At 61.0% G+C, this 22,132-nt stretch carries 14 protein-coding genes and 1 pseudogene; 10 read left to right on the forward strand and 5 right to left on the reverse strand.

Features of this window, described 5'->3' with window-relative positions:
- Nucleotides 1–24: 24 nt before the first annotated feature.
- The 4 genes from TAN611_RS00405 (at nt 25) to TAN611_RS00420 (ending at nt 13,911) form a co-directional block, all read left to right on the forward strand.
- Complete coding sequence (locus TAN611_RS00405; protein WP_203067084.1) at nt 25–1,266, forward strand: O-antigen ligase; 1,242 nt, start codon at nt 25–27, stop codon at nt 1,264–1,266.
- Nucleotides 1,267–1,634: 368 nt separating this feature from the next.
- On the forward strand, nt 1,635–3,365 hold the full coding sequence (locus TAN611_RS00410) for a ShlB/FhaC/HecB family hemolysin secretion/activation protein (RefSeq protein WP_187043838.1): 1,731 nt from the start codon (nt 1,635–1,637) through the stop codon (nt 3,363–3,365).
- Nucleotides 3,366–3,421: 56 nt separating this feature from the next.
- The gene (locus tag TAN611_RS00415; protein ID WP_203067085.1) at nt 3,422–13,582 is read left to right on the forward strand and encodes a hemagglutinin repeat-containing protein; all 10,161 of its coding nucleotides are present in this window, start codon (nt 3,422–3,424) and stop codon (nt 13,580–13,582) included.
- The gene (locus TAN611_RS00420; RefSeq protein WP_203067086.1) at nt 13,579–13,911 is read left to right on the forward strand and encodes a hypothetical protein; all 333 of its coding nucleotides are present in this window, start codon (nt 13,579–13,581) and stop codon (nt 13,909–13,911) included. Before TAN611_RS00415 ends, TAN611_RS00420 begins: the two co-directional genes overlap by 4 nt.
- A gap of 51 nt (nt 13,912–13,962) precedes the next feature.
- Here TAN611_RS00420 and TAN611_RS00425 read toward each other — a convergent pair whose 3' ends face one another.
- Entirely contained in the window at nt 13,963–14,175 is a 213-nt protein-coding gene (locus tag TAN611_RS00425) for a SymE family type I addiction module toxin (protein WP_203067739.1), read from the reverse strand.
- Between the two features lie 39 nt (nt 14,176–14,214).
- On the opposite strand from TAN611_RS00425, the pseudogene TAN611_RS23435 reads away from it, so the two are divergent.
- Nucleotides 14,215–14,502 (forward strand): annotated as a pseudogene (locus TAN611_RS23435) (hemagglutinin repeat-containing protein); the annotation flags it as partial.
- Nucleotides 14,503–14,540: 38 nt separating this feature from the next.
- On the opposite strand, the gene TAN611_RS23440 reads toward TAN611_RS23435, so the two are convergent.
- Nucleotides 14,541–15,143 carry a hypothetical protein gene (locus tag TAN611_RS23440; protein WP_238404491.1) on the reverse strand — a complete coding sequence of 201 codons (603 nt, stop codon included), beginning with the start codon at nt 15,141–15,143 and terminating at the stop codon, nt 14,541–14,543.
- 72 nt (nt 15,144–15,215) lie between these two features.
- Nucleotides 15,216–15,908 (reverse strand): B3/4 domain-containing protein, encoded by a 693-nt coding sequence (locus TAN611_RS00435; RefSeq protein ID WP_203067088.1) that lies wholly within the window; start codon nt 15,906–15,908, stop codon nt 15,216–15,218.
- A gap of 43 nt (nt 15,909–15,951) precedes the next feature.
- On the opposite strand from TAN611_RS00435, the gene TAN611_RS00440 reads away from it, so the two are divergent.
- Both TAN611_RS00440 and TAN611_RS00445 read left to right on the forward strand, forming a co-directional pair.
- The gene (locus TAN611_RS00440) at nt 15,952–16,560 is read left to right on the forward strand and encodes a helix-turn-helix domain-containing protein (RefSeq protein ID WP_105229294.1); all 609 of its coding nucleotides are present in this window, start codon (nt 15,952–15,954) and stop codon (nt 16,558–16,560) included.
- Between the two features lie 134 nt (nt 16,561–16,694).
- On the forward strand, nt 16,695–17,318 hold the full coding sequence (locus tag TAN611_RS00445; protein ID WP_203067089.1) for a histidine phosphatase family protein: 624 nt from the start codon (nt 16,695–16,697) through the stop codon (nt 17,316–17,318).
- Between the two features lie 7 nt (nt 17,319–17,325).
- Here the strand turns inward: TAN611_RS00445 and TAN611_RS00450 are convergent, their stop codons facing one another.
- On the reverse strand, nt 17,326–18,075 hold the full coding sequence (locus TAN611_RS00450; RefSeq protein ID WP_105229296.1) for an NAD(P)-dependent oxidoreductase: 750 nt from the start codon (nt 18,073–18,075) through the stop codon (nt 17,326–17,328).
- A gap of 301 nt (nt 18,076–18,376) precedes the next feature.
- Nucleotides 18,377–18,982, reverse strand: coding sequence for an HD domain-containing protein (locus tag TAN611_RS00455; protein WP_105229297.1), 606 nt, complete (start codon nt 18,980–18,982; stop codon nt 18,377–18,379).
- 111 nt (nt 18,983–19,093) lie between these two features.
- Here TAN611_RS00455 and TAN611_RS00460 point away from each other — a divergent pair, with 111 nt between their 5' ends.
- From TAN611_RS00460 to eptB, 3 genes are all read left to right on the forward strand, one after another.
- Nucleotides 19,094–19,552, forward strand: coding sequence for a MarR family winged helix-turn-helix transcriptional regulator (locus TAN611_RS00460; protein ID WP_105229298.1), 459 nt, complete (start codon nt 19,094–19,096; stop codon nt 19,550–19,552).
- A 158-nt stretch (nt 19,553–19,710) separates the two neighbouring features.
- On the forward strand, nt 19,711–20,136 hold the full coding sequence (locus TAN611_RS00465; protein WP_105229299.1) for an organic hydroperoxide resistance protein: 426 nt from the start codon (nt 19,711–19,713) through the stop codon (nt 20,134–20,136).
- Between the two features lie 220 nt (nt 20,137–20,356).
- The gene (eptB, locus tag TAN611_RS00470) at nt 20,357–22,096 is read left to right on the forward strand and encodes a kdo(2)-lipid A phosphoethanolamine 7''-transferase (RefSeq protein WP_105229300.1); all 1,740 of its coding nucleotides are present in this window, start codon (nt 20,357–20,359) and stop codon (nt 22,094–22,096) included.
- Nucleotides 22,097–22,132: the final 36 nt, after the last annotated feature.

Here is a 22,132-nt window from a genome sequence, read left to right on the forward strand (position 1 = left end):
ATTCTCTGCGATGAGTATTTCACTATGGTTTCTGTTCCTGCTCTTACTGTCCCGCAGTACCGGCAACGATTATTCGCCTTTACGGCCTTGTTACTTGGCGCATCGTTGTCGACCTCCAACTTCCTGATGAATGTCGCCCTGGGGCTGGCGGTGGTCTGCCTGCTGTGGCAGCGGGATTGCCGTCAGTGGAAGGCTTTGGCGGCTCATCCTCTGGTATGGCTGCCGGCGCTGATGTTCGCGCTGTTGGCGTTGTCGCTGCTGACGCACAGCCATGCGTATGGGGCGTCGATGGTCGGCAAGTATAAAAAGTTACTGTATGTGCTGCCGCTGGCGCTGTTTTTTCTGGCCGACCGCCGCCTGGCGGCGCATTTTCTCTGCGGTTTCCTGTGGGCCAATGCGCTGATACTGGCCATCAGCCTGGCCGGCGGCGCCGGACTGGCGACGCGCTGGGGCATCAGCCCTGACAACCCGACGGTGTTTAAGCTGCAAATTACCCAGAACGTCTTTATGGCGCTGGCCGCGCTGGTCTGGCTGACGCGCGCCTTTGCCTGCCACGGTATGCGCCGCTGGCTGTACGGTGCGCTGGCGTTGCTGGCGGCGGCCAATGTATTGCTGATGGTGCAGGGGCGAACCGGCTATGTGGCGCTGGTGGTCGGCATGGGGATCTGGCTGCTGCTGACGCTGCGCCGACGGCAGCGGGTGGCCGTTATCGCCTGCGGCGTCGTGGCCGTCGCGATGCTGGCGCTGATCCCTAATCTGGCGATGGAGCGACTGACGCTGGGGGTGCAGCAGGTGCGGCATTGCGTGCTGGCCCCCGCAGCAACGGCTTATCAAGCCTGCGATAACTCGATGGGGCAGCGCACCGCCTTTGCCCGCGAATCGTGGCGACTGATTCAACAGGCGCCGCTGCTGGGCAACGGCGCCGGCAGTTTCTGGTACGGCAACGCGGAGACCGGCTACAGCGTGCATAATCCGCACAATGAGTATCTGCTGGAAACGGTGCAAAACGGCCTGTTGGGCCTGGCGTTATTTATTGGCTGGATGTGGTGCTGCTATCGTGTGGCCTGGCGACAGCCGGTGCAGCGTCGTAACCTGCTGGTGGCGGTGCTGTGCAGCTATATGGCCTGTCATCTGTTCAACTCGTTCCTGCTGGATTCTTCCGAAGGGCACCTGTTCGTGGTGATTGCGGCATTGCTGGCGGGGTGGGCGGTGATGCCGCGGGAGATGGCGGATAAGAATAGTCACCCTGCAAATAAGAGGGGCTAATTTCGTCATGTTGCCCCGCATTTAAAAACCGTGAGGAACAATGGCCCGCTTACGCCTCTCTGCGGAGAAAGTGTGAGCGGGAGGTCATATTTTAATATATGAAAATAAATAGTGCTTAATAGTAAATAAATAGAATAATTGATTAGCGAATGAATTCTTCTGACTATCCGATGAGAATTTAAATTTAAGATTATTTATATTTATTGTCCGGTTCGTCATGAGGGTTCTGCGTAGTAATTCATTGAAAACGTAAATAATAAATTAGGGGCTTCTAAAAATATCATTATTACTACTAAGGCATTACTTGATTTTTGATAAGCTGGGTGGATAATGCGTCGGATATAAATTTATGAAACGGAATTCATAGCATGAAAGGGAATTTATCCTCGCTTTTATGGCGACGGGCGCTGCCTGTTCCGCTGTTCGCCGGCGTATTGTTGACGCTCTCCATGCCGACGCTCGGTGCGCCGACGCCGGACGGTGTATTACAACATGCCGCCGCGCGGGACGCGCAGGAACAGCAGCGCCAGCAGGAGCGTGAACGCGCGCTGCAGCAGCAGAATGCGCCGCACAGCGACGTACGCCTGAACCGCCCCGATGTCGCGCTGCCTGATTACCCGTCTGATGAACACCCCTGTTTTACCATCAACCGTCTGCAACTGATTGGCGAAGCGGCCGGACGCTTTCAGTGGGCGCTGGACGCGGCGCAAGACGCCAAAGGCCGCTGTCTGGGCCAGCAGGGCATCGTGCTGGCGATCAACAAGGTGCAGAACCGCATTCTGGCCGCAGGCTATGTCACCACCCGGGTGATGGCGCAGGAGCAGGATTTGACCAGCGGCGTGCTGACGCTGACGCTACAGCCTGGCCGCATTGCCCGCGTGCGTTTTGAGGAGGGTGTCTCCTGGCGCGGGCGGTTGTGGAATGCGTTGCCGGCGTCGACCGGTGATATCCTCAACCTGCGTGCGATTGAGCAGGGGCTGGAGAATTTTAAGCGTGTGCCCAGCGTCGAGGCCGATATTAAAATCGCTCCCGGCGAACAAGAGGCGACCAGCGACCTGCTGGTGAGCTGGAAGGAGGGACGCCCGGTGCGCCTGAGCCTGGGGCTGGATGACAGCGGTTCGAAAAGCACCGGCCGTTATCTGGGGTCCGCCACGCTGGCGATTGACGCGCCCTTTGCCCAAAACGATCTGTTTTACGCCAATATCGGCAAAAACCTGTTCGAACACGGGCCGTTCGGCAACCGCTCACATACGCTGAACTACGTTTTCCCGATCGGCTACTGGAGCCTGGCCGCCAACTATAACGATTACACCTATCACCAGAATATCCCCAACGCCAACGAAGTGCTGAGCTACAGCGGTAAAAGCGAAAACCTGCAGCTGACGCTGTCCCGCCTGCTGTTTCGTAACCAGTCCCATAAGCTGACGCTCAATATGCGCGCCTATCGTCGTCATGCCACCAATGCGGTCGACGGCTACAACATTGATAACCAGGAGCGTCGCACCGCCGGTTGGGAACTTGGCCTCAACCAGCGCAGTTACCTCGGCAGCGCCACGCTGGACGCCAACCTCAACTGGCACCGCGGCACCGGGGCCTTCGGCGCCAAACCGGCGCCGGAAGAGGCAATGCACAGCGGCAGCGCCCGCGTCGGCTTCGCCATGGGGGATGTCAGCCTGAACCAGCCATTCGCCCTGGGGCAGCAGCCCTGGCGCTATTACACCAGCCTGCGCGGTCAGTGGAGCGCCAACGCCCTGACGCCGCAGGAGCGGATGGCGATCGGCGGCCGCTACACCGTACGCGGCTTCGACGGTGAATTGTCGCTGTCCGGCGAGCGCGGCATGGTGTGGCGCAACGAACTGGCGTGGAACGTACAGTCGCGCGGCCATGAACTGTATACCGCGCTGGACTACGGCCGCGTGGGCGGCCCCAGCGCGCGTCGGCTGGTCGGCAAACAGCTGACGGGGGCGGCGCTGGGCGTGCGCGGCGCGCTGTGGCGGCGCTTCAGCTATGACCTGTTCGCCGGCGTACCGCTGAGCAAGCCGGATGCGTTCCACACCTCGGGCGCCACCGCCGGCTTCAGCGTCAATCTGGAAATTTAATCTGCCGGATGGCCGCGGGCTGTTCACTGGATGGATCTTTTACACGGACGTGACTCATGAATAAACATTGCTATCGCCTGATTTTTAGCCGCACCCACGGGGAGCTGCGGGTGGTTTCCGAACTGGCGCGCAGCTGCAGCGCCGAGCCCGGCCAGAGCCGCGGCGGGCATGCGCCGCGCCTATGGGTGACGGTGCGCCGGGCGGTGTGGCTGCTGGGGCTGGCATTGTTCACCGGCCCGGCCTGGGCGGGCGGCATCGTGGCCGATGGCCCGGCGGGGCAGCGCCCTGAGGTGATCGCCACCCAGAACGGACTGCCGCAGGTCAATATCACCGCGCCCAACCAGGCCGGGGTGTCGCATAACAAATACCAACAGTTCGACGTCGATCGGCAGGGTGCGATTCTCAATAACTCGGCGACGATGACCTCAACCCAACTGGGGGGCATGATCCAGGGCAACCCGAACCTGAACCCCAACGGCGCGCCGGCGCGGGTGATCCTGAACGAAGTCAACAGCAATAACCCCAGCCAGCTGCGCGGCTTCCTGGAAGTGGCCGGCGGCCGGGCGCAGGTGATCGTCGCCAACCCGGCGGGGATCGTCTGTAACGGCTGCGGCACCATCAACGCCGGGCGCATGACGCTGACCACCGGCAAACCGCAGCTGAACGCCGACGGCAGTCTGGGCGGTTATCAGGTGGAGCGCGGCATGGTGCGCATCGAGGGCGGCGGCCTGAATGGTGACGCCCGGCATGACACTGAATATGTCGATATTCTGGCGCGCGCGGTGGAAGTGAACGCCGGCGTATGGGCCAAACAGGGGCTGAAGGTGGTGGCCGGACGCAACCGCGTCAGCGCCGACGGCAACACGGCGACGCCGCTGGCTGCCGACGATAAAAAACCGGAACTGGCGATCGATATGGGCCAGATGGGCGGCATGTACAGCGGCTATATCCAGATGATCGGCACCGAAGCGGGCGTCGGCGTGCGCAATCAGGGCGGCCATCTGCAGGCGGGCAAAACGCTGACCGTCAGCAGCGAAGGCAAACTGAGCTGGCAGCCGGCAAAACAGGAGGCGGTCACCCAGGCCGGCGGCGATATCCAACTGGCCGCCCGCGACGACATTGACTACCACGGCAAGCTGCACAGCGGCGGCACGCTCTCGGTGCAGAGCCGTGACGGCGAGCTGCGCCAGTCCGGCACGCTGGCGGCGGCCGGCGACGTGCGGCTTAACGCCGCGCGCGGCATCCGCAGCAGCGGCAACCTGCTGGCCGGCAGCGATATTAACAGCCAGCTGGTGCGCGAGGCGGATCTGACGCTGGCCAGCCAGGGCGAGGTGCAGGCAAGCGGTCAATTACTGAGTAAGAAAACGCTGAAGGTCAGCGGCCGGCAGGCCGATCTCAGCCAGGCGACGCTCAGCGCGCGCCGTGCGGAAGTCAGCGCTACGGCAGGCGGCGTGGCGCTGCGGCAGGCCACTGTGGACAGCCGGGAACTGGCGCTCAGCGCGACGGGCGATATCGACGCGCAGCAGGCGCACATCAAGGCCGGGCGCTGGGACGTCAGCGGCAATAACCTGTTCGGACAAGGAGCGATCTGGTCGCAGAGCGGGGACGGCGACAGCCGTTTCGCGCTGGGCGGCGCATTGGATAACAGCGACGGCAGCATCGAAGCCCGACGGCTGCAGCTGGATGCGGCGTCTTTGAATAATCAGCGCGGGCGTCTGGTGGCGCTGGATGACGCAGCTCAGCGCTGGCAGATCGGCGGGTTGCTGGATAACCGCAGCGGCGTATTGGGCGGCAACGGCAGCCTGACGCTGACGGCGGGTGAACTGCATAACCAGGCCGGCGTGGTGCAGAGCCAGTCGGCGCTGGATCTTACCTCGGCGGCGGGGATCGACAACGATCGCGGTCAGCTGCTGGCCGGCCGGCAGCTGATGTTGAACGCCGGCGGTGCGCTGAGCAACCGCGACGGCGATATCAACGCTGCAGGGGTGAGGCTGACGACGCACAGCCTGAACAACGCGCAGGGCCGGCTGGTCAGCCAGCGCGGGCTGCAGCTAACGGCACACGAAGGGCTGGACAACCGGCAGGGGCTGCTGGAAGCGGGCGATGAATTAACGATTAACAGCGCGGGCGACTGGGATAACCGCGGCGGGCGCGCCACCGGCGGCCGGCGGGCGACCGTTACCGCCCGCCAGATCAATAACGACGGCGGCAGGCTGCAGTCCGGCGGCGCGCTGACGCTCAACAGCGCCGGCAACGTCAGCAACCAGGGTGGGCTGTTAACGGCGCAGCAGGGGCTGAGCTGGCAGGGCGCTGCAGGCAGCCTGTTGAACAACGACGGCGGCAAGGTGCTCAGCGACGGCGATCTGTCACTGCAGGGCGGCAGCCTGAGCAACCGGCAACAGGGACTGATGCAGAGCCGACAGGCGCTGACGCTGGGCCTGGACGGCGGCTGGGATAACCGGGACGGCACGCTGCTTGGCGGCGGGATGACGCGGGTGCGCGCCGACAGCCTGCTGAACGCCGGCGGCGCGGTGCAGTCGCTGGACGCGCTGGATATGCAGTTCACCCGCCAGTTGGATAACGGCAACGGCAAGATTTTCAGTCAGCTGTCGCAGACCCTGCGGGCGGAAGATCTGCTGAACCATCAGGGCTGGATGGGCAGCCAGGGCGGCTGGTCCGCCGTCGCCCGGCGTTTTGACAACCGGGGCGGCAGCGTCCAAAGCCAGCAGAATGCGCAGCTGGCGAGCGCCGGGCTGGACAATCAGGGCGGCAGCATCCAGTCGGCCGGGGCGCTGGCGCTGCATATCGGCCAGGATGTGGATAACCGCGGCGGTAAGCTCAGCGCGCAGGGGCAGCTGGCGCTGCGCGGCGCGAACGCGGGCGAGGCCGCCGGCACGCTGCACAACGCGGCGGGTCAGCTGCTGGCCGGCGATGCGCTCAGCGTGGCGGCGCAGAGCCTGGACAACCAGCAGGGCGGCCTGCTTTACAGCCAGCGGGCGATGCGGCTGAACCTGAACGGCGCGCTGGATAACCGCCGGGGGCGGCTGCAGAGCGGGGAGCAGCTACAGCTCGACGCGCAGTCGCTGCTTAACGAGGGCGGCACGCTGGATGGCCAGCAGCAGGTGGCATTGCGGATTCTGGGGCTGCTCGACAATACCCGTGGCGCGATCAGAAGCAACGGTGCGCAGCAGGTTACGGCCCAGCAGGTCGAGAACCGCGAAGGGGTGTTCAGCAGCCGTGGCTCGCTGGCGCTGAGCGCCGGGCGGCTGGATAACCTGAACGGCACGCTGATTGGTCAGGGCGACGGCGACTACCGTATCGACCTGCTGAATAACCAGCAGGGCAAGATTCACAGCGGCCAGACGCTGACGCTGCGCGGCCAGCAGCTGAACAATCAGGACGGACAGCTGGTTTCCACCGGCGCCCAGCGGTTGGAGGTGGCGCAGATGGATAACCGCGGCGGTGCCGTCACCAGTCAGGAGCGGCTGACGCTGCACAGCAGCGGCGTTAACAACCGCGACGGCGGCCTGCTGATGGGCACGACGCACACCGAGGTGAGCGCGCAGACGCTGGATAACGGCGGCGGCCGCCTGCAAAGCGCCGGTTCGCTGACGCTGTCGCTGCTGGATACGCTGAACAACCAGCAGGGGCGCATAGTGACCAACGGCGCGCTGGCAATTAACGGCCAGCAGCGCGCCGTCTCCGTCCTGAAGCTGCTGAACCAGGGCGGGCTGATCCAGAGCGGCGCCACGCTGGCGGTGGACGCCGGCACGCTGGACAACCAGGGCGGCACGCTGCTGAGCCAGCAGGCGCTGACGCTGTCGCTGCAGCAGGATTACACCCAGCGCGCCGGCGATACGCTCAGCAGCAACGAAGCGCTGACGCTGACGCTGGCCGGCGGCCTGACCAACCTGACAGAGTGGCTGCTGCCGGGCAGCCTGACCGTCAACAGCACGCATATCACTAACCTGGGTTCGCTGGTGGGGAAAACGCTGCGGCTGACGACCGGCGCGCTATTGAACAAGGGGCGGCTGGAAGCCGACAGCATGGCGGTCGACGCCGACACGCTGGATAACCTGGCGACGGTGATGGGCGATGACATCACGCTGCGCGGCAAAACCATCGACAACCACGGGCGCGATGCGGTGATCGCCGCCACCGAGCGGCTGCAGCTGCAGGCCGGCGAACGCCTGAGCAACCGCGACGGCAGCCTGATCTACAGCGCCGGCAGCCTGCATCTGGGCAGCGGCGATCTGATCGAGAACCGGGCGAGCAACATCGAGGCGGACGGTGACGTGACGGTGGAGGCCAAGCGGCTGGACAACCTGCGCGAAGGGCTGGAGATTGAGCGCGAGGCGGAAAGCAGTGACTACAAGTGGCACCGTTACAACTACTACTGGCGCTCTTACGACTCACCGGTTAACCCCGATAAAGAGCCCATGGCGCCGACCACGCAGAATCTGACGTTCCGCGATGACGCGGCGGCGGCAAACAACCCGTACGGCACCCTGTTGGCGATTGACCCGGCGGGCAAGCGTGCGCAGGTGCGGGTAAAAAGCGCGAAGGGAGAGATGCTGGAGCTCTGGGTGAACTACCTGGCGCTGAAGCAGAACGACGACGGCGGCTACGCCATGACCTTCTACGAGACGCGCGGCTTCCGGCAGAACTACGTGCCGACGCCGTACCACAATACGGTGTGGCGCGAGCACGATCGCGGGCGTCTGGAGCAGTGGGATCCGGAGAAGCATCTCGATATCGTCAACGCGCCTTTTGTCACCGATTACAACAACTTCCGCGAGCGCACCGCCACCGGCACGGTCACGCGCGACCGGCTGGTTTCCGCCGGCATCGGCGGGCAGATCCTGGCGGGCGGCAATATGGTGCTGCGTATCGCCAGCCAGCTGTTGAACGACGCCAGCACCATCGCCGCCAACGGCAACCTGACGATTGACGGCGACGGCAAGGTGATCAACCGCGGCTATTCGGTCAATGAGCGGCGTCAGGAGCATATCGTCGACCATTATGACAAGGACACCCACCACTGGTATCCGACGTTTAACCGCGACGAGACCACGGCGCTGACCACCATTGACGGCATCATCAGCGGCAACGGCAGCGTCGCCATTCGCGGCGCCAGCATTGAGAACACCACGGTCAATCAGGCGCAGGTCGGCAGCGTGGAGGCGGCGCAGAAGGCGGCGGAGGCCGAACGCGCGGAGCTGGAGCGCAATCCGCTGGCGGTGACGGTTGACGGCGTGGAGTGGCAGTCCGGCGATACGCAGCTGATCCCCGGCGGCCGGCCGTTAACGCCGGGTGAATTGGCGTTGACCGACAAGCAGCATCTGGGTGACGTGGCGACCTCAATCCCGGACAACGGCCTGTTCCGCCAGCATCTGGAAGCGGACAGCCCGTATCTGGTAGTGACCGACGAGCGTTTCACCAGCCGCAGCAAATTTATCAGCAGCGACTATATGCTGCAGCGGGTGGGCTACGATCCGGCGCAGGTGCATAAGCGCCTGGGTGACGGCTTCTATGAGCAGCGCCTGGTGCGCGAGCAGATGCTGAAGCTGACCGGCCGGCCGTCGGTGCGCGGTGAAGACGCGATGGCGCAGTACCAGCGCCTGATGAACAACGGCATCAAGGTGGCGCAGGACTTCCAACTGGTGCCGGGCGTGGCGCTGCGTCCTGAACAGATTGCGGCGCTGACACAGGATATCGTCTGGCTGGTGAGTGAGACGGTGCAGACCGCCAATGGCCCGCAGACGGTATGGGTGCCGAAGGTTTATCTGGCCAATAACACGCTGCGCCTGAACGGCGACGGCGCGCTGATCGCCGGCGGCGAGCTGCAGCTGTCGGCGGACAGTATCCACAACGCCGGCAACCTGTTTGCCGATCAGGCGCTGACCATTGACGCCGGCCAGTTTATGCATCAGAGCGGCGATATCCGCGCCGACAGCATCAACGTGCAGGCGGACAGCCTGACCATGAGCACCAACCTGCAGGATGCGCTGCGTCAGGCGTCGATGAGCGCCAATGACATCAGCCTGAGCGGCGGCGATATCCGCCTGCAGGGGGCGAAGCTGGACGCGACGCACAACCTGAGCCTGAGCGCGCGCAACAATCTGGAGATCGGCGCCGCCAGAAGCAGCCACACGGCGGATCTGCAGGTGATTTCCGGCGCGATGGGCAACCGCACCAGCGGCGGGATGGAAGAGGCCGGCTCGCGGATGGCGCAGGTCAGCGGCGAGTGGCAGCAGGCGCTGGGCAGCACGCTCAGCGCCGGCAACAACCTGACGCTGAAGGCCGGGCAGGATATTACGCTGCAGGGCAGCCAGGCCAAGGCCGGCGGCCAGCTCGGTGTACAAGCGGGCGGCGACGTTAAGCTGCTGGCGGAGAGCACCACCAACCGCACCAACCTGAAGGCCGACAGCCGCACCTCGTCGGTGAACAACAGCCGTGAGGAAGAGCGCCTGCTGCTCAGCACCCTGAGCGGCGACCAGGGCGTGACGCTGACGGCGGGTAACAACCTGCTGGCGGAGGGCGCGCAGGTTGACAGCCAGGAGGGACGCATCGGCCTGAGCGGGCAGAACGTGACCATCAAAGAGGCGCGGCAGCAGGTTAACGACCGCGACAGCGAGAACAAACGGGTCGGCAAGACCAAGAGCCGGCGCGAGGAAGAGAGTTCGCGCAGCGACGCGCTGGGCAGCACCTTCAGCGGCCAGAACGGCGTGACGGTGGTGGCGCGCGACGGGGACGTGACGGTCACCGGCAGCACGCTGCACAGCGACGACGGGGCGATCGCCCTGCAGGCGAAAAATGACGTCATGCTCAACAGCGCCACCGAAAGCGAGGCGACGTACTCGGAAGAGCGCTCCGAGAAGAAAGGCTTCCTGAAGAAGCAGAGCAGCCGCACGGTGAAAAACGACCGGGTGACGCGCGAGAAGGGCAGCCTGCTGAGCGGCGACAGCGTCAGCATCAGCGCCGGCAACGATCTGACGGTGAGCGGCTCGGCGGTTGTCGCAGACCATGACGTCAACCTGCAGGCGGGCAACAACGTCGATATTTCCGCCGCCACCGAGACCGACGCGCACTACCTGCTGGAAGAGAAGAAAAAGAAAGGGCTGCTGAGCGGCGGCGGGCTGGGCTTCACCATCGGCAGCCAGTCCAGCCGGCATCAGATTGACGAGAAGGGCACCACCCAGAGCCAGAGCGTCAGCACGGTGGGCAGCAATCAGGGCAACGTGAACATCACGGCGGGCAAGCAGCTGCATATCGGCGGCGCCGATCTGGTGGCCGGCAAGGATATGACGCTTAGCGGCGACAGCGTGCAGATCGACCCGGGCTATGACCAGCGCACCCGTACGGAAACCTTCGAGACCAAACAGAGCGGGCTGAGCGTGGCGCTGTCGGGCGCGGTGGGCAGCGCGCTGAATACCGCGGTGAGCACCGCCCAGCAGGCGCGCAAAGAGAGCAGCGGCCGGCTGCAGGCGCTGCAGGGCACCAAGGCGGCGCTGTCCGGCGTACAGGCGGTACAAGCCGGGCGGATGGATGCGGCGAAGGGTAACGATCCGTCGAACAATAATTCGGTGGGGATCAGCCTGTCTTACGGCAGCCAGTCTTCCAAGTCCGTACAGCACAGCGGGCAGAACACCGCGCAGGGCAGCAGCCTGACGGCGGGCGACAACCTGACCATCCGCGCTAAAGAGGGCGACGTCAACGTGACGGGCAGCCAGCTGCAGGCGGGCAAGGACGTCAGTCTGGAGGCGGCGCGGGATGTGAACCTGGTATCGGCGAAGAACACCGAGTTCCTGACCGGTAAAAACAGCAGCAAGGGCGGCAGCGTTGGTCTGGGACTTGGCGTAGGCTCCGGCGGCGCGGGCCTGAGCGTTTCCGCCAGCGTGAACAAGGGCAAAGGTTCGGAGAGCGGTAACGGCACAACGCATGGGGAAACTACGGTCAATGCGGGCCAGCGGGTCAACATCAGCAGCGGACGTGACACCACGCTGAAGGGCGCGCAGGTGAGCGGCGAACAGGTGAGCGCGGACGTCGGGCGCAACCTGTCGCTGACCTCGGAGCGGGACAGCGACCGTTACGATGCCAAACAGCAGAGCGGCAGCGTCGGTGGCAGCTTCACCTTTGGTTCGATGAATGCATCGGCGGGTGTCAGCGCCAGCCGCGACAAACTGCACAGCAACTACGACAGCGTGCAGGAGCAGACGGGTATTTTTGCCGGCAAGGGCGGTTTTGACGTCAAGGTGGGTGAACATACGCAGCTGGAAGGCGCGGTGATAGGCAGTACGGCGACGGCGGACAAGAACCGGCTGGAGACGGGAACGCTGGGCTTTAAGGATATCCACAATCAGGCGGACTTTAAGACCGAGCACCAAAGCGTGAGCGTGAGCACCAGCGGCAGCGTCGGCGGCCAGTTCTTGGGTAACGTGGCGAACAACCTGCTGGTGGGCGCGAACAACGAGGGGCATGCCAGTTCGACGACGAAGTCGGCGGTGAGCGAGGGCGCGATAGTTATCCGCGACCAGGACAAGCAGCAGCAGGATGTTAAGGCGCTGAGCCGCGACGTGGAGCACGCCAATCAGGCGTTAAGCCCGATATTTGATAAGGAAAAGGAGCAGAACCGACTGAAGGAAGCGCAGCTGATTGGCGAAATTGGCAGCCAACTGATGAATATTGCAGAGACGGAAGGTGCGATAGCAGCGACGAAAGAAGCCAGGGAGAAACAGAAAGACCCGGCTGCATTAGCAGCGGCCAGGGAAAAACTGGAGAAAGAAGGCAAGCCGACGACGGCGGAAGCGATCCAGAAACAGGCCTATGAAACGGCGTACAACCAGGCGCTGAATGACTCCGGGTTTGGTACGGGCGGCAAGGTACAGCGTGCGATGCAGGCGGCGACGGCGGTGATCCAGGGGCTGGCCGGCGGAGACCTGACGAAGGCGATAGCGGGCGGTTCAGCGCCGTATATTGCGAATATCATCGGCAGCAGTGGCCTGGATGATGCAGGCAAGGTACTGGCGCACGCCGCAGTGAATGCCGCGTTGGCGGCGGCGCAGGGCAATAATGCGCTGGTTGGTGCAGGCGGTGCGGCCACGGGTGAGCTTATCGGGATGATAGCGGTTAATGCGTACGGCAAGCCGGTAAGTGAACTGAGTGAGACAGAAAAACAGACGGTGTCGGCACTGGCCACGCTGGCGTCAGGCCTGGCGGGAGGATTGATTGGAGGCAGCACAGCTGATACGTTGGCAGGAGCGCAGTCTGGTAAGACGACGGTAGAGAATAACTTGCTGCATGCCGAGCAGATTGATGACTTTGCGGCGAGAGCGAAAGGGTGTGAAGCCCGTGGCGACTGCGGAAAAGTCGTCAAAGAAATGGAAGATCTGAGTCTTAAGCAGCAGCAGGAAATGATAGCGGTATGCTCTTCCAATCCTTCCGCTTGTAAAGAAAAATATGGAGATATTCCGGCTAATGGAATGCTGGTTCGTGAGGCAATCGATAGGGTCTTAGGCGCGGATGTACCGTCAAAAATGAAGAATGATATGTCTTCATTACTGGCGCAACAGATAGAAGCGGAAGGGGTTGTATCGAGCACAGAGTTTGCGAATCAGCTTAAAAACCGATACGGAATAGACAGCCAGCAGGCCGAACTTTTGGCTGGTGCTGCTTTAGGTGCTGTTACCGGTGGAATGGGTAAAGGTGGTAAACCTGAGGCCGGTAAAAACATCGTTGTTGTAGACTCGGGTAAGAAAGGAGCCTGGAACAAGGCGATGAACAAGCCAGAACCGAATACGGTTTATAAGGTGGATGGTGATAAAACATTCCATACGGATGCACAAGGTCGAACTAGTCTAGCTGCAAGTACTTTGTCCCCGACGAAAAATGATCGTAATGGGTATCAGCAATGTAAAGCAGGGAAATGCGGAAATACGGGTAATGAAGGTGGGCATTTAATAGCCAGTATCTTTAATGGTCCAGGGGAAAAGTTGAATCTTGTTCCTATGGATGGAAATCTTAATAAAGGTGTCTGGAAAAGTATGGAAAATTCTTGGGCTAAAGCTCTAAAAGATGGGAAGCAGGTTGACGTTAAGATAGAGCCTGTTTACTCGGGAAATAACAAACGGCCTGATAGCTTTAGTGTGACATACTCTATCGATGGCGGTCGCCCTGTCATTAAAGATATTAGCAATACTCCAGGGGGGGTAAAATGAGCGAACTAGATGATCTGCATAATAAAATTGGTCAGTTATTAGTAGATGCTGGGCCTGAAAATGCCAAGAAGATTATCGCTCGTGCAAATTTACCTCTTGATGGTGAGTCATGTGAGTATGAATATGATTATATTGATCAGGAAGATGAAAAAGATTGGTTTGTACCAGATAAATTAGCCAGTTATGACCTTCGTCTTCTGCTGGTCGAAATGAGAAATTTCTATATCAAGAATAATATGACTAACGGAAAACCCGCGTGGACTTCTTGTGAAATAACCATTGATATACCGGAAGAGAAAATAAACATCAGCTTCCTGTATGATGACTAATAAGAAACCCCAGCCCTTACGGCTGGGATTTTTACTTTACTGGTCAGTCGGTTATGTCTCTTCAGCCAGCCGGGCGATCAGCTGCCCCGGTGCGGCAAGCACCTCTATCTTCTGGCCGGTGGTAAAGCCCAGCGGCTCCAGCCATTTACCGGTGAGGGTGAGCTGCGGGGGGGGATTGGGTCTGCCACCGTTGGGGCGATAGCCGATAATATGTCTGCGGGCTTGGGGTGTGGCGGGTTCTGACTTAGGCTTGCGAAGCCATATCAATGAGTTGCGCTGAATGCGGCGGTGCAGGCCGGGCGGATGGATGCGGCGAAGGGTGACGATCCGTCGAACAATAATTCGGTGGGGATCAGCCTGTCTTACGGCAGCCAGTCTTCCAAGTCCGTGCAGCACAGCGGACAGAGCAGCGCGCAGGGCAGCAGCCTGACGGCGGGCGATAACCTGACCATCCGCGCCAAAGAGGGTGACGTCAACGTGACGGGCAGCCAGCTGCAGGCGGGCAAGGACGTCAGTCTGGAAGCGGCGCGGGATGTGAACCTGGTGTCGGCGAAGAACAACGAGGTCCTGACTGGTAAAAACAGCAGCAAGAGGGCAGCGTCAGCCAGTGCGTTAACCTTGTCGCGACATCAAAAAACCACCGGCGGTACAGTTTGCCGGCTCAACGTCGCCGCCCGCTGCAAGGCGTGCCGATCGCCTTGCTCGTTTTCGGTTTTTCCCCCGGAGAAAGTGCGCAGCGCCAGCATCTTGCCGACTTTTTCGCCGTCAACGGCAAACAGCTGCTCGGCCTGGGTGCCCATATGCGTTTTGGAGGTGACATAAATCGCAGGCCGGTTGTTAACCGTGACGAAAGCGGCCTTGCCGAGCGCCCTGCCGTAATAGCGCACGGCCGTCATGCCTGAAAACGTCTCGTTGGCCCCGATATGCACCAGATACGGCTGCTCATCAAACCCGGCGTCGACAATCAGATTGACCACGCACAGATCGTTGGCGCAATCGACGATGTGTAATTTGGGTTTTCGCCCTTCCTTGATGACGTTGGTCCAGCCGCCTTTTTCCATGCTGTCGCTGTAGGCCTGATAAAACGCGGAGCGAAAGGCGTCTTGCCTGTCCGGCGTCAGCGTTATCGGGGCGGCGTTGGCAAGGGCCGGCAGGCAGGCGGCGATGCCGAGCAGCACTCCGGCCAGTTTTCCGAACCATTTATTGCTGTTGGCTGATTGTCGGTAAGGCATGCGGCGTTCCCTCTCATTGAAAAATATCTCGGCGCCACAAAAGTGTAGCAGCGCCAGAGAGGGGATGCTTGACTACGCTCCCGGCCCGATCAACTGCCGCTGGACTGCCGCGCCGGGCATCATCGCCTCCAGTCCCTGGATCAGCGCGTCGCCGGCCTGCTGCAGCGCCTCGAGCGGCATCTCCGGCAGGCTTTCGAGGATAAACCACATCAGCGGGCTTTCCACGCTCAGGCGGGTTCTGACGCCCTGACGCCAGTTCCAGCGCCGGCAGGTGACGCCGGTATCATCACGCCATACCACTTCCCCCGCTTCCGGCGCTTCGTGGGCCGGCTGCCCCTCTTTGATGGTGTCGAACAGCTCTGTGCCGTCGGCGATGACCAGCCGCGGCTGACCGGCGTAGGCGGCCAGGTTCTCGCCGCCGACCGGCACCGCATAGCGCAGGCTGACCGCGTTGTAGAGATCCACCACCGGGTCGATGGCGGGCATCATGCCGTCGCGCTGTACGCGTTTGCGCAGCGCCAGTGCCGAACAGGGGGTGCGTTTGGGTTTGGCGCCGAATGCCTTGAACACGTTATCCCAGGCCGCCAGATGCGCGTCCGCCCACGTCGGCTCGCCGGCCATCACCGCCTGGCAGGCCTGCTGCAGCGCGGTTTCCCCGACGTCAGGGTGGCGTACCGGCACGGGTTCCACCAGAATGCTCAGCGCCCGGAAGGCTGGCGCAAGGCGGGTAATCTGCGGATCGATTGACGGGGTGACGCTAGGCATAGAATAATCCTGTAATGACCAATTTATTGCATACTAGCGACCAATGACCAAAAAAGTCAATAAAACGACCGAAGCGGGGGCCGATGTCGTCTCGGTAAGCGCCGCCGTCGCCGGGCGTATCCGGGAGTTTCGCCGTCAGCAGAAGCTGTCGCTCGACGAACTGTCGCGCCGCGCCGGCATCAGCAAAGGCATGCTGGTGGAGGTGGAGAAAGCGCAGGCTAACCCCAGCATCGCCATTTTGTGCAAAATCGCCGCCGCGATGGGGCTGTCCGTCGCCGATATTGTCGATGTCGCCAGTAAACCGCAGGCGCACCTGATCTCACAGCAGGACATTCCCACGCTGTGGCACGGACCGCAGGGCGGCAGCGCCCGGCTGCTGGCCGGCACCAGCGGCCCGGATATGCTGGAGCTTTGGCGCTGGGACATGCAGCCCGGTGAAGATTTTGCCTCAGAGGGGCATCCGGCAGGCACCACGGAACTGCTGCATGTTGAAAGCGGTAGTCTGACCGTGCAGGTCGGCGATGTGTCGCTGACGGTGCCGGCGGGCAGCTCCGCCGTCGCCAAAACCGATGTGCCGCACGCCTACCGCAATCAGGGCGCGGATGTGCTGGTGTTCACCATGACGGTGATGGAACGCCATATTTATCAGTAGCCTGATAACGTGATAGCGGCCGTTGTGGCCGCCGCCGTTGCCGTGATTTACCGCTTGTAAAACATTTGGTGATATGTGAGCCAGCACTTTTATCACGATGAACTATAGTTAACCTTCATCACGGAGGGGGAGCTATGCGCTTTATCGTCATCAGGCATGCAGAATCACAGGGAAGTCGCGAAGGGATCATTCAGGGACAGCATGACAGCCCGGTGACGGCCGATGGCTATCGCCAGATCGCAGCACTGATGGCGGCGCTGAAAGACACCACGCTGACGCAGATTTTCAGTTCTCCTTCCGGCCGGGCAATGACCACCGCGCAGGCGCTGGCGGCGCACTGCAAGTGCGTTGTGCGCAGCGATGAGCGCCTCTATGAACAACATTTCGGCTGTTATCAGGGCCAATCCTACCATCAGGCCATCTCCAGCGACCCAAGCGGTTTCGCCCGTATTTTTGCCGGCGAACCGACGGCGACTGCGCCGCAGGGCGAGTCGGCGCTGCAGGTGGTACAGCGGCTGATGTCTTTTTTCCGCAGTTTCCCCGCCGGCTCCTGCGGCACCGCCGGGGTGGTGACGCACGGCCATGCCATTCAGGCGCTGATCTGGCAGTTACAGGGCGCCAACCCCAAAGAAGAAACCAGCAAGTACGGCCATCTGAGCGGCAGCTATTCGATTGTTGAAGCCGGCAGTCAGGGGCTGACGCTGCAGTACTGGGGCATCGCCAGCCATTTACGCGCGTTGCGCCGCTCGCCGATCTGAGCAACGCTCAGACAAACCCCAATAAACGGAAAGCATCATCCTGCGGGTGATAATCCAGCAGGCGGGAGGTTTCCTCCAGCGACAGCCGTTTGTAGCGGTTGTCGGAGATGCCGTGCACTACCGCATAATGCACACCGTCGACGCGAATACAGCGGTCCAGCAGGTCGGCAGCGTCGCGGTGGCTGAGGAAGGCGCTCATATCGCGGGCGCTGACCTGCTGGCCCGGCTCCAGCGTGCAGAAGTTGGCGAGACGCACCGACAGCGCGGATAATCCCTCCTGATAGGCAAAATAGGCGGCGATGCCTTCGCCGAACGCCTTGCTGGCACCGTACAGGTTTTTCGGTCGCGGCGCGTCGTCCGGCCGCACCTGATAATCCAGCGGATAGCCTTCCACCGCCTGCGCGCTGCTGGCGAACACCACGCGCCGGCAGCCGGCGTCTTTGGCGGCGCGGAAGATATTAAAGGTGCCGAGGATATTGTTGTCTTTGAGCGAGCCGCAAAAATCGGCGTCGGGCGAGGGGTCGGCGGCCAGGTGCAGCACGGTGTCGATGCCGTCGCAGGCGCGGCGGCAGGCCTGCAGATCGCGGATGTCGCAGGCGATGATTTCATCATGCGCGCCGATATCGGTCAGGAGGGCGGTATCGCGCTCCGCCAGCCGCAGCGCATGGCGTCCGGCGATAGCCCGTCGATAGACGGTGGCCACCCGGCCTCCGGCGCCGGTAATCAGGATACGTCCTATCTCATTACGCAACGTCATGGCTTTTAATCCCTAAAGCAAATTACGCTGGTCCAGTAATAATCCCATGAAGTATTTTTGTCCAGAATAATATTAATAATTCTGATGGTTATTGTTGGTAAGACCGCTGAAGGGATAGGTAACGCGCTGATGTAAAATATTTTACATACAGACGGCTGAAAATAACGCTATTTTACGTCAGGGTATGGATATAAATACCGAGTTTTCACCCGGTTATTTCTCCGCCACCGCCGGCAGCGCACGCCTGGTGGCAGATTATTTAGTTAGTTAAGCTTATCTATTGGCGGGTGTTGTCCGGCGCTCAGGCGGATGCGCGTTCACTGTCGCGGTAGCGCTGACGCGCATGCTCAAACCAACTGGCGGGTACGCTGTGCGGAGGCAGCAGCAGCGCCGCCAGCCCCTGTTCGACGATATGGTGGGCCTGCTGCCAGAGTTGGCGATCCCCTTCGGTCAGGACTTCCAGCAGGCGCTGTTTTTCAATCAGATAGGTGCGGGCGAAGTGGCTGTCGTAGGTCAGCAGCGAGCGGGTGTTGTCGATCAAATCCGCCAGCTTGATGGTTTTTGCCTGCGGTGAGGCCTGCGCGCTGTGGCGTCGGTCGTCATTCTTACGCTGGTAACGGTTGCCGCTGCCGGGCGTGCTGACGTTGGTCAGCATGCCGACCAGTTCCGCCACCTGCGGGCCAAAGCGGCTTTCCAGGTCGGCCAGCGTGGTTGGCGTGTCTTCCACCGTGTCGTGCAGCCAGGCCGCCGCCAGCATTTCGTCGGTATGGGGAACGCTGCGGACCAGCTCCATCACCGCCTGCGGATGCACAATATAGGGATCATTGGTGTATTTACGGCGTTGATCGATGGCCGCATGCGCCTTGGTGGCATAGCGGCGCGCACGTTCTACCAGCGTTGCGCTCATGGCTGTTCCCTCCCGTCCTGTGGCACGCAAATGCGTTCCTGTAAATAAAAAAATAGCACAATCGTCGGGTGTTAGCTTGCTATTTTATCGTGTGCTATATATGTTTAAACAATGAAAGATAACAATACATTCAACGAAAAAAACGCGCTGCAGCTCGATCAACAGATGTGTTTCGCGCTCTACTCGGCCAACCTGGCGCTGCATAAGGTGTATCGCAAACTGCTCAGCCAGCTGGAGCTGACCTATCCGCAATATCTGGTGATGCTGGTGCTGTGGGAGCGGGATGAGATCACCGTATCCGATATTGGCGAGCGGCTGTTTCTGGACTCCGCCACGCTGACGCCGCTGCTGAAACGTCTGGAGGCCGCCGGGCTGTTGGTGCGCTATCGTGCCGCCGCCGACGAGCGGCAGGTGATTATTGCGCTGACCGACGCCGGCCGTGCGCTGCGCGCCAAGGCGCAGTCGGTGCCGGAAGCGGTGATGTGTGCTTCTGCCTGTAGCCTGGAGGACGTACAGAGCCTGAAGCAGCAGCTGGAAACGCTGCGCGGCAACCTGCTCGGACAGGTGTAACGCCGGGTGGCGGGCAGCACGCACGATCGTCGATCGTGCGCTAAACTGAAAATGAGTCTGTTAAGTATATAGTGTGCGATTTAATCGCGAGCTCATCTGGCGCCGCGGCATCTATGACGGGCGACGCCTGTTGGCCCACTCGAAAAAAGGAAGCAAAGATGTCTATTGAAAAAGTTGTGTACCGCGCTCATGCAAAAGCCACCGGCGGCCGTGATGGTCGTGCTACCTCATCTGACGGCGTACTGGACGTGAAACTGGGCGTGCCGAAAGAGATGGGCGGCGCCGGCGGCGAGGTCACCAACCCGGAACAGCTGTTTGCCGCAGGGTATTCCGCCTGTTTTCTCGGCGCGCTGAAGTTCGTCGCGGCGAAGGAAAAGGTCAAAATTCCTGCCGATGCCGCCATTGAGGGCACGGTGGGCATCGGAGAAATCCCGAACGGTTTCGGCATTGAAGTGCAGTTGGATATCAGTCTGCCGGGGGTTGAGCGCAGCGTGGCGGAAGATCTGGTGCAGAAAGCGCACGTGGTTTGCCCATATTCCAATGCCACCCGTGGCAATATTGATGTTATATTAAACGTGAAATAACGCGTTCGAGCGCTGATCAATGGAGGGGAAACCCTCCATTTTTTGTTTTTTCTCCTGCCTCGCCCCGCGTCCTGAAGCGGCAACACGCCCATTGCTTAAGAATCATCCTGATTCTCGACTAAAAAATAGGGCTTATTGTCGATCGGCTGAACCTGCCGACGCATTGAGTGTCTGAATGGTTTCAGAACAGTTTAAAAGTCCCCCGGAGTTACCGCGTTGCATGAACAAAGTTAAATCGCTATCACAGCAGAATTTATCGTTATTGTTAGCGATCTATATCGGCATCTTTTTAAACCTTTCCGTTTTTTATCGTCGTTTTGATTCATTTGCGCACGGCATTCAGGGGATTAAGGTTGTTTCCGCAATAACGGAAGTTGTTGCTATCGTTCTGTTCACCTTCTTTATCATGCGTCTGATATCGCTGGGCGGCCGGTTGTTTTACCGCATCGTCGCCTCGCTGCTGGTATTGATCTCGGTGGCGGCCAGCTATTACATGACCTTCTTCAACGTGGTGATCGGCTACGGCATTATCGTGTCGGTGATGACCACGGATATCGATCTGTCGAGAGAAGTGGTCGGCATGCACTTTGTGGTGTGGATGCTGGTGGTCAGTGCGCTGCCGCTGCTGCTGATCTGGCGCAACGACCTGCGTGATACGCTGATTGAACAGCTGAAAACGCCGGGCCGGCGGCTGAAGCCGCTGCTGGTGCTGCTGGCGGTGGTTGCGCTGGTGTGGCTGCCGCTGCGCACGCTGGATAAAGAGCAGACCGCGCAGGAGAAAATCACCAATATCGACCTGCCGAGCTATGGCGGCGTGGTGGCGCACTCTTACCTGCCGTCCAACTGGCTGTCGGCGCTGGGGCTGTTTGCCTATACCCGCTACGATGAAAGCCAGGACGCCGCCAATATGTTCGACCCGGCGCAGCACTTTACCTACGTGGCGCCGGACGGCCTCGATGATACCTATGTGGTGTTTATCATCGGCGAAACCACCCGCTGGGACCATATGGGCATGCTGGGCTATGAGCGTGACACCACGCCGAAGCTGTCGAAAGAGAAAAACCTGGTGGCGTTCCGCGGCGAGTCCTGCGATACCTCGACCAAGCTGTCGCTGCGCTGCATGTTTGTGCGCGAAGGCGGCACCTCGGACAACCCGCAGCGCACACTGAAAGAGCAGAATATTTTTGCGGTGCTGAAAGAACTGGGCTTTACCTCCGAGCTGTTCGCCATGCAGAGCGAGGTATGGTTCTACAACAACACCGACGTGAATAACTACTCCTTCCGCGAGATGATCGCCTCCGAGAAGCGCAATGACGGTAAATCGGTCGACGATATGCTGCTGGTGGATGAGATGAAAGAGTCGCTGGCGCGCTATCCGAAGGGCAAGCACCTGGTGGTGCTGCATACCAAAGGCTCGCACTACCTGTACTCGCAGCGCTATCCGCGCAGCTATGCGCGCTATCAGCCGGAGTGCATGGGGGTGGATGATTTCTGTTCCAAAGATCAACTGATCAACGCCTATGACAACACCGTGCTGTATACCGACAGCTTTATCGATAAGGTGATTGACCAGGTGCGCGATAAGAAAGCCATCGTGTTCTACGCTGCCGATCATGGCGAATCGATCGGCGAGAACTCGCACCTGCACGGCACGCCGCGTGAGATGGCGCCGCCGGAGCAGTTCCGCGTGCCGATGATCGTCTGGGCCTCGGACAAATATCTGGCGGACGACCATAACCGCAGCGCGTTTGAGCGTCTGCAGGCGCAGCAGCGGGTGGGCAAATCCCACCGTCACGTCGAGCTGTTTGACACCATTCTCGGCTGCCTGGGCTATACCTCGCCGGACGGCGGTATCGTCGCCAAGAATAACTGGTGCAACAACCCTAATGCGGCACCGGTATCGGCCAAGGCGACGCCTGCTCCATCGGCGCCGGCTGCCGGCGCGGTCGCCAAGCCGTAACCTGACCGACCGGGCGCCGTCGCTGCTTTTTTGGCA

This window comes from Serratia sp. Tan611, assembly GCF_905188235.1.
Lineage (GTDB): Bacteria > Pseudomonadota > Gammaproteobacteria > Enterobacterales > Enterobacteriaceae > Serratia_B > Serratia_B rhizosphaerae.

What these genes read in the sequence shown, in the direction of transcription:
- TAN611_RS00405 (WP_203067084.1), top strand. Translation starts at nt 25, where the DNA reads ATGGTTTCTGTTCCTGCTCTTACTGTCCCGCAGTACCGGCAACGATTA.
- TAN611_RS00410 (WP_187043838.1), top strand. Translation starts at nt 1,635, where the DNA reads ATGAAAGGGAATTTATCCTCGCTTTTATGGCGACGGGCGCTGCCTGTT.
- TAN611_RS00415 (WP_203067085.1), top strand. Translation starts at nt 3,422, where the DNA reads ATGAATAAACATTGCTATCGCCTGATTTTTAGCCGCACCCACGGGGAG.
- TAN611_RS00420 (WP_203067086.1), top strand. Translation starts at nt 13,579, where the DNA reads ATGAGCGAACTAGATGATCTGCATAATAAAATTGGTCAGTTATTAGTA.
- TAN611_RS23440 (WP_238404491.1), bottom strand. Translation starts at nt 15,143, where the DNA reads ATGCCTTACCGACAATCAGCCAACAGCAATAAATGGTTCGGAAAACTG.
- TAN611_RS00435 (WP_203067088.1), bottom strand. Translation starts at nt 15,908, where the DNA reads ATGCCTAGCGTCACCCCGTCAATCGATCCGCAGATTACCCGCCTTGCG.
- TAN611_RS00440 (WP_105229294.1), top strand. Translation starts at nt 15,952, where the DNA reads ATGACCAAAAAAGTCAATAAAACGACCGAAGCGGGGGCCGATGTCGTC.
- TAN611_RS00445 (WP_203067089.1), top strand. Translation starts at nt 16,695, where the DNA reads ATGCGCTTTATCGTCATCAGGCATGCAGAATCACAGGGAAGTCGCGAA.
- TAN611_RS00450 (WP_105229296.1), bottom strand. Translation starts at nt 18,075, where the DNA reads ATGACGTTGCGTAATGAGATAGGACGTATCCTGATTACCGGCGCCGGA.
- TAN611_RS00455 (WP_105229297.1), bottom strand. Translation starts at nt 18,982, where the DNA reads ATGAGCGCAACGCTGGTAGAACGTGCGCGCCGCTATGCCACCAAGGCG.
- TAN611_RS00460 (WP_105229298.1), top strand. Translation starts at nt 19,094, where the DNA reads ATGAAAGATAACAATACATTCAACGAAAAAAACGCGCTGCAGCTCGAT.
- TAN611_RS00465 (WP_105229299.1), top strand. Translation starts at nt 19,711, where the DNA reads ATGTCTATTGAAAAAGTTGTGTACCGCGCTCATGCAAAAGCCACCGGC.
- eptB (WP_105229300.1), top strand. Translation starts at nt 20,357, where the DNA reads ATGAACAAAGTTAAATCGCTATCACAGCAGAATTTATCGTTATTGTTA.